The sequence below is a fragment of the Candidatus Binatia bacterium genome, assembly GCA_036504975.1.
In the GTDB taxonomy this organism is placed as follows: Bacteria; Desulfobacterota; Binatia; order UBA9968; family UBA9968; genus JAJPJQ01.
This window is the reverse complement of record DASXUF010000090.1, coordinates 1-7,351: the sequence shown is the minus strand read 5'-3', so window position 1 is coordinate 7,351 and position 7,351 is coordinate 1. Positions and strand designations below refer to the sequence as shown.

The window sequence follows — 7,351 nt, the reverse complement described above, 5'->3', positions numbered from 1 at the left end:
TCGGGCTGCGCAGCACTTTGCCCCACAACATCCCTGGCAAAGTCACATCGACCGCGTACACCGCCCTCCCCGTGACCTTTTCCACGCTTCCCGCTCTGGGAATCGAGCTCCCGATGATTTTTTGTTTCTTCATGATTCCGTGTAGCCCTCAAATCCCCCTCTTTCCCCCTTTGTCAAAGGGGGATGAAAGGGGGATTTCGTCTTTACCTCTCAATACCCGCTCTCAACCCCAGCAGACGAGCTGTCAGGGCGACTCCGGTGGTCAAGACGACCACGATAATTCCAATGACCGCGGCGCTTTCGTAACGAGAGTCGACCAAAAAATCGAGCTGCAGCAATGACAAGGGTCTGGTGTGACTTGTGGCAATGAGAGCCACGGTGCTGACATTTCGCGCGGCCGCGATAAAACTCAGTGTCCCGACGAGAAGCAAGGTCGGCGTAATAATAGGCAAGACGATATCTCGAAAGCTATTCCAACGCGATCCTCCGGCGACTATTGCGGCCTCCTCGAGTTCGAGCCCTAATTGAGTCAAAGCGCTTTTGATTATTTGAACGCCCAAAGTCATGCTGGAGATCAAGGTCGCGAGAATCAAAAGCGACATGGAACCGTAGAACGGCCGCAGAAGCGGAGTCCCGAGAAACAAGGACAGCAGGCCGAGACCTAGAATGATCCCCGGCAAAGTAGACGGCAGCCAGGAAGCGAAATCCAGAGCCGCGCGGCCGACAAAACGAGACCGGATGACGACATAAGCGACGAGCGTAAAAAGCGCCACCGATAGGATCGCCGTCGCGCCCGCCAGCACCAAGGTATTTTTTAATGAATCGAGAAACACAGGATCATAAATGACCCGGCCCCAATGCGCTGAAGTCCATGGCTTGGGCACGCTAAAGTAACCGAAGCGGGCCATGAAAGACGCGAGCGTCAAGAATAAGAGCGGGACCACAGTAATCAGGAGCGCCACCGCGAGCAGGCAAAAGAAGACGGGCAACCTCCATTTCCCCAGACTTTGCCGGTGGCCTTTGTAGCGTCCGCCCACGGTTGCATAATCCCGCCGGGCGACCGTTCTGCGTTGCAAAATAATCAGCGGCACCATGACAAATAAGATGATGCTGCTCAGCGCGGTAGCCGAGGAAAACTGCGGCGGCTGTTGGTTCAACAGCCAGTGGATCTGCGTGCTGAACACGTAGAACCGAAATGGGAATCCCAAGATCAACTCCAACTCGAATGCTTGAAGGGAATGGACGACGGCGAGCAACAAAACAACACCCACGATCGGTGTCATGATCGGTATCACGATTCGCCTCAGCGTGCGGAGAATTCCCGCTCCGGATACCAGCGAGGCTTCCTCGAGGGTCGCGTCCATGTTGCGAAACGCCGGGGTGAAGAGCATGACCTCCACGGCGATGGTTGAGGTCGTGAGATGCGCCCAGACGATCCCCCAGAACGAATAGATATTAAAAGGAGCTTCCTTAATGAACGGCAAAACAGCGAGCCATTGATTGATCAGACCATATTGCGGATCTAACAGTAAAATCCAGCCCATGGTGACGGGGAGAGGCGGGAGAAAATAACCCAACCAAAACAGGAACTCGAGCGACGTTGCGGCGGGGATGTCGGTCCGGGCGATGATCCATGCAAGCAGGATTGCAACCGGCAACGCGATGGCTTGACGCGCCAGGGTGATCGTGAAGGTATTCCATATCGCGGAAGTCATCACCGGATCGGAAAAGGCGATTCTCCAGGCATGCAAACCAAACTCCGAAACACGATTGGCTCCTTGGGTCTCAAAGCTGCTCATGATGATAAGACCGGCCGGATAGAAGACCATGAGCATGATAATGCCCAACAGCAGCCAATGAATCAGGCTTTGCAGGCTGTACTGGCGCGGGTAAGACACTGAAGAGGACCGATATGATATTAGCCGGCGCCGAGCGATGAAAATCACGCCCTCTCCCTCACCCTCTCCCGCACGCGGGAGAGGGAAGGGGTGAGGGTCGCACTACCGCAGGACTTCCTTGGCGATTTCCCTTGCCTTGTCTCGAAGAGACAATCGTTCCTCACGATCTATATCGAAGTAGTCCACCCCGGGCTCGGGGGACATGCCGGCCACGCGAGGAACATCCATCCGACGACTCGGCCTGCCGGCCGTTGTAGCCCACGCCGTCTGTCCTTCCTTGGATAGCAGCCAGTTGATAAAAACTGTGGCAGCGTTGGTATGGGGTGCACGGTTGACCAAACGAACGGCGCCCCAGCCCGTACTCATGCGCCATGCCTCGGCTAATTTACCCGCCAGAGGCTCGATTTTTAGACCGACACCCAGCTTCTGCAGTTCGCCAATTTCGGTATCATTGGCCCCGATAGCGATCGGATACTTTCCGCGTGCCAGCCAATCGGCGAGCTGACGACCGTCACGCGTCAGCCCCAAGTCTTGTTTGAGCAGCGCGCGGACAAACTCCTCGCCGAGTTGACCCGTCCATAGAGCAATTCGCCCGCTCCCTGCTCCATCCACTCTCGGGTCATCGATGACGATCTTACCTTTCCATTTTAGGTTCAATAACCCCTTGACGCTGTTTAATTCGCTCTCGGGAACGAATTCCCGGTTTACCTGGACTTGGGGAGTTACCTCCGCCTGGAATGCGAAAATGAATTGTTTTTCCGAATCCAAAAAAGCCTTTGCAAACCCGCCCAACCAGGCGCTTTCGTCGCGCACCTCGGGAAGCACCAAGAGCGGTCTAAGCGGATCCAGGTCTCCGGCCTTCTTTCCCGTAACGTCAAAACTGGTCGGTCCCGTAATATAGATATCCCAAAGGTATTGCGCGGCCCGTCGTTCTTTTGAAAAACGCGCAGTAAAGTTCGCCGGAGTGAATCCTTGGAACTCGAGACTGATCTCCGGATACTTTTTCTCGAATCCTCTCATGACGTCGCGGTAGGCCGTGCCCGGCGGTCCTGCGACGGCGACTTTCCCCTCTTTCTTCGCGTCCGCTAGAATTTTGTCCCATTTCGCTTTCCATTCCTGAGCCTCCGCTCGCCCGGCGAGCGCGAACGACATGACAAGAGCCAAGGTTAAGATTCGACGAAAGCTGAAGCCGCGCATGGGCATCTCTCCTTTCAGGTTAGTTTCATATTCATTGGACTCGGACGTTGCGTTCTATTTCACCACGAAGGTCACGAAGAGCACGAAGTTTAAGTCATCGCGCCAAGACGCCAAGCACGCAAAGAAATTCAGAAATCCCCCTTTCATCCCCCTTTGACAAAGGGGGAAAGAGGGGGATTTGAGGAGCGTTGGCGGACTTTGCGTCTTTGCGCGAGATGCCTTCTCCCTTCGCGCCGAGACGCAAAAAACGCTTTCCTCATCTAAAGTGTGTCAGCCAAAACCGGATGGGCCTTTTTCATCGCCTTGACGGCCGGGGTGATTTTTCCTACGTTCTTTGTGCCGCTTCGTGAGCAGGACTGTGCTGAACTTTCTACGACCGAATCATCCTTGGGGTTTTCACGTTCTCAGGCTTGCCGCCGAAGCGCAGCAGGGGGGCGGCGATTTCTTCGAAATTGCGCGGCTCTGCGAACGGCTCGAGCCGGAAGACAGAGAAGGGTGGGAGCGCGGCTGGCTGGATCTGGCCGAAAAGACAGAGGCGAATGCAAAGCGGGCGCTGACCGCAGGCCACCGAGAGACCGCGATGCAACAGTTTTTCCACGCCAACCAGTATTACCGAATGTCGGATGTGTTTCTTACCGCCGCGGAGATGGCGAAGAAGACCCAACGCTTCCTCAAAGCCCGGGAAAATTTCCGCGCCGCCGCCCGGCTGCATTCGCCGCCGATCGAGACGATCGGCGTACGCTGCGGCGGTGAAGAATACGACGGCTATTTCTGTCATCCGATAAATCCGAAGCCCGGCCCGTGGCCGGCGATCCTTTTCCTCGGCGGCGCGGACGCCTACGCCGAAGAAATCTACTTCGGCGCCCGGCCGATGCTGGCGCGCGGTTGGGCGGTGTTGCTCGCGGATACGCCGGGACGTGGATCGTCGCACTACGTTAAAAACATTCCGATGCGCCACGATTACGAAGTCCCGGCCATGGCTTGCATCGACTATCTCGTCTCTCGTCCGGAGGTCGATGCAAGAAGGATCGCCGTCGTCGGCATCAGCATGGCGGGCTATTACGCGCCGCGCGCCGCGGCTTTCGACCGGCGCGTGAAGGCGCTCGTCTGCTGGTCCGGCTGCTACAGCCTGCTCGAAGATCTGTACCTGTTTTGCCAGCATCTTCAGCCGACGCTGCGGCGCATTCTCGGCGGCGTTACGGACGCCGAAGCGCGCGAGCGGCTGAAATTATTCACGCTGAAAGGCGTGGCGGAAAAAATCACCTGCCCGACCTTGATCACCCACGGCGGCGAAGACCGCCTCATGAGCGTCGACGGCGCGAAGCGTCTCTTCGCCGAGATCGGCAGCGCCGATAAAACGTTGAAGATCTACGACGACCCGAGCGCCGGCGGCACGATCCACTGCAGCCACGACGACTGGGCGCGGAACTTGCCGTTCATGCTCGATTGGCTGGAGGAGCGTTTGTGATGCTTGCAGCGAATTATGTATTCTTTGCGATCTTGGCGTCTTGGCGCGATGAGAAATTCGGAGCGGGTAAGAAGTCTCGCGCAAAGGCGCAAAGGACGCCAAGGGAAACAGTGAATAATCCGGACTAGCTCCATAATCCTTCAGAGTGACGGAGGTACAATGGCTGAATCGCTAATCTATGAACGCGACGGCGACGTCGCCGCGATCACGCTCAACCGGCCGGAGATCGGCAACCGCTTGAGCGATCCGGCGATCAGCGCGCTGGCGGAGATGATCGACGGCGCGGCGAAAGACTCGCGGCTGATCGTTGTCAAAGCCGCGGGCGAGGAGTTTTGCATGGGAAGAGAAGCCATGGGCAAGCGCGGTCCCGCGATCGAGGCCTACGACTTCCGCGCCCGGAGCGAGACGATCTTCAATTGCTACGACGCGTTTCGCAGGTCGAAGGCGCCGATCGTCGGCGTGGTGCAGGGCAGAGCTGCCGGCTTCGGCTGCGCGCTGGCGGCGCTCTGCGACGTGACGCTCGCGGGCGAGAAGGCGCGCTTTCAGGTGCCGGAGATGTCGCACCACATCATGCCGACGATCGCCATGTCGGCGCTGATCGACCGCGTGCCGCGGAAAGCGCTGCTGTATATGGTTTATTCCACGGAGGAGATCGACGCGCGCCAGGCGCTCGCCTTCGGTCTCGCCAGCAGCGTCGTTCCGCACGACAAGCTGGAGGCCGCGGCGAGCGAGCTGATCGAAAAGCTGAAAAAATATCCGCTGCCGGCCGTGATGGCGGTGAAGGAGTACGCGCGCTTCGCTTACACGATGGACACGCAGGCGGCGAACGACTTCGCCAAAAACTTACACGCAACCATCAACTCCTCCTCCAAAATGTGGGAGTCGTGAAGAAAGGCTGAAGGATGAAGGCGGAAGGATGAAACTCATCGGGATCGAGCGGTGATTGTTTTTTCATCCTTCATCCCTCAGCCTTCATCCTTTAACTGGAGCGGTGCCGATCCACTTGCCAATATCGACGACGATCCCTTCGGGTCCCTTGTACTTCGCTTCGTAATGCGCGGCGCTGCCCAGCTCGATCGTGGCGATCTTCTTCGCGCCGGCGCCTTCGAGACGGCGGCCCGCCTCGTCGTCGTTTTCCACCGAAAAGCCGATGTGGTCGATGCCCTGATTCTCGTTTTCGGTGCCGCGCAGAGGTAGGACGGTGATGTTGATCGTGCCGTCGGATAAATCGATGGCTCGATTTGTCCGTCTCTGGGTGATTTTCATTCCCAAAGCGTCGACGAAAAAGTTGGCCATGGTTTCCACGTCCGCCGCCCGGTAGGCGATGTGTCTAATTTTGCTCACGTTACTACCTCCCTAGATGCAAGGATTCTATGGAGACACCTCTGTGCTGTCAAGCATATAGCAGGAGAGTATACCCAGGGTGCCGTTTTTTCCATTTGACGCCCGAATTTCGAAACTATAGAAGAAGTTAGGAAACGTGGAGGTAACCATGACGGACCAAGAAATCATCGATAGGGCCTACGCGGCTACGATTGAAAAGATCTACTCCGTGCTCTTCGATGCCCTGCTCATGGCTAAGGACGCCGTTCAACGCAAAGATGCCGAGGATCGCTTTCAAGCGGGAGTCCGCAAAGCACGCGAGATTCGTGAGCGCGCGAAGCAATTGCTTCCCTAATCCGGTCCCATTTTAATTCGGATCGTACGGGGCATTATATAGAAGGGCAAGCAAGATGAAGCGCAGCACCGAGCGGATTCTTACGACGCACGCGGGCAGCCTGCCGCTGCCGGAAGAGCTGAAGGCCATGCTCCTCGCCAAGAACAACGGCCGGCCCTACGACCCGGACGCGCTCGCGCGGCTCGTGCGCAGCGCGGTGGCGGAAGCGGTGAAGAAGCAGATCGAGTGCGGTCTCGACATCATCAACGACGGCGAGTTGGGGAAACCCAACTTCTCGCGCTATGCGCGCGAGCGCTTGAGCGGCTTCGTCGAGCGTCCGCCTAAGGCGGGCGAGCGGCCGTCGACGATCTTCGGCCGCGATCTCAAGGAGTTTGCGCCATACTTCCAGAAGCGATTGGCGACGATGCGCGGCGAGAACGTCTGGCGCGTCTTCTGCAACGGGCCGCTCAAGTATATCGGCTACGAGGCGGTGAAGTCGGACATCGAAACTTTCAAGGCCGCCCTGGCGGGAGTGAAATACGAGGAGGCGTTCCTGCCGGCGGTCGCGCCCGGCACGATGGAGCACTGGCTGAAGAACGATTACTACCGCACAGACGAAGAATATCTCTTCGCGCTGGCCGAAGCGATGGGCGAGGAGTACAAGGCAATCGTCGCCGCGGGATTTCTCCTCCAGATCGACAATCCCGATCTGCCCGACGCGTGGCAGATTTTCCCGGACATGAGCGTGGCGGAGTATCGCAAGTACGCCGAGATGCGCGTCGACGCGCTCAACCACGCGCTGAGAGATATACCGCCGGACCGCGTCCGCTTCCACACCTGCTGGGGCAGCTATCACGGCCCGCACAAGTACGACATACCGTTAAGAGACATCGTCGATCTCATCCTCAAAGTGCGCGCCAATACTTATTCCATCGAGGCGTCCAATCCGCGCCACGATCATGAATGGCGCGTGTGGGAAGAGGTCAAGCTGCCGGAAGGAAAAGTTCTTGTGCCCGGCGTCGTCGGCCACGCGACCGACATCGTCGAGCACCCGCGGCTGATCGCCGACCGGCTGGTGCGCTACGCCAAGATCGTCGGGCGCGAAAACGTCATGGCCGGCACCGACTGCGG

Annotated in this window: 7 protein-coding genes; 4 read left to right on the top strand and 3 right to left on the bottom strand. The window is 57.9% G+C overall.

Features of this window, described 5'->3' with window-relative positions:
- Nucleotides 1-203: 203 nt before the first annotated feature.
- Entirely contained in the window at nt 204-1,898 is a 1,695-nt protein-coding gene (locus tag VGL70_12020) for an iron ABC transporter permease (protein HEY3304251.1), read from the bottom strand.
- Nucleotides 1,899-2,000: 102 nt separating this feature from the next.
- Nucleotides 2,001-3,050, bottom strand: coding sequence for an extracellular solute-binding protein (locus VGL70_12015; protein HEY3304250.1), 1,050 nt, complete (start codon nt 3,048-3,050; stop codon nt 2,001-2,003).
- 403 nt (nt 3,051-3,453) lie between these two features.
- On the opposite strand from VGL70_12015, the gene VGL70_12010 reads away from it, so the two are divergent.
- Both VGL70_12010 and VGL70_12005 read left to right on the top strand, forming a co-directional pair.
- Nucleotides 3,454-4,563, top strand: coding sequence for an alpha/beta hydrolase (locus VGL70_12010; GenBank protein ID HEY3304249.1), 1,110 nt, complete (start codon nt 3,454-3,456; stop codon nt 4,561-4,563).
- A 159-nt stretch (nt 4,564-4,722) separates the two neighbouring features.
- Nucleotides 4,723-5,451, top strand: coding sequence for an enoyl-CoA hydratase/isomerase family protein (locus VGL70_12005; protein ID HEY3304248.1), 729 nt, complete (start codon nt 4,723-4,725; stop codon nt 5,449-5,451).
- Nucleotides 5,452-5,535: 84 nt separating this feature from the next.
- Here the strand turns inward: VGL70_12005 and VGL70_12000 are convergent, their stop codons facing one another.
- Nucleotides 5,536-5,907, bottom strand: a complete 372-nt coding sequence (locus VGL70_12000) for a VOC family protein (protein ID HEY3304247.1) — start codon at nt 5,905-5,907, stop codon at nt 5,536-5,538.
- Between the two features lie 148 nt (nt 5,908-6,055).
- On the opposite strand from VGL70_12000, the gene VGL70_11995 reads away from it, so the two are divergent.
- Nucleotides 6,056-6,241: a hypothetical protein gene (locus VGL70_11995; GenBank protein ID HEY3304246.1), complete on the top strand. Its 186-nt coding sequence runs from the start codon at nt 6,056-6,058 to the stop codon at nt 6,239-6,241.
- A gap of 55 nt (nt 6,242-6,296) precedes the next feature.
- The coding region (locus VGL70_11990; protein ID HEY3304245.1) for a cobalamin-independent methionine synthase II family protein at nt 6,297-7,351 on the top strand (1,055 nt) is incomplete at its 3' end.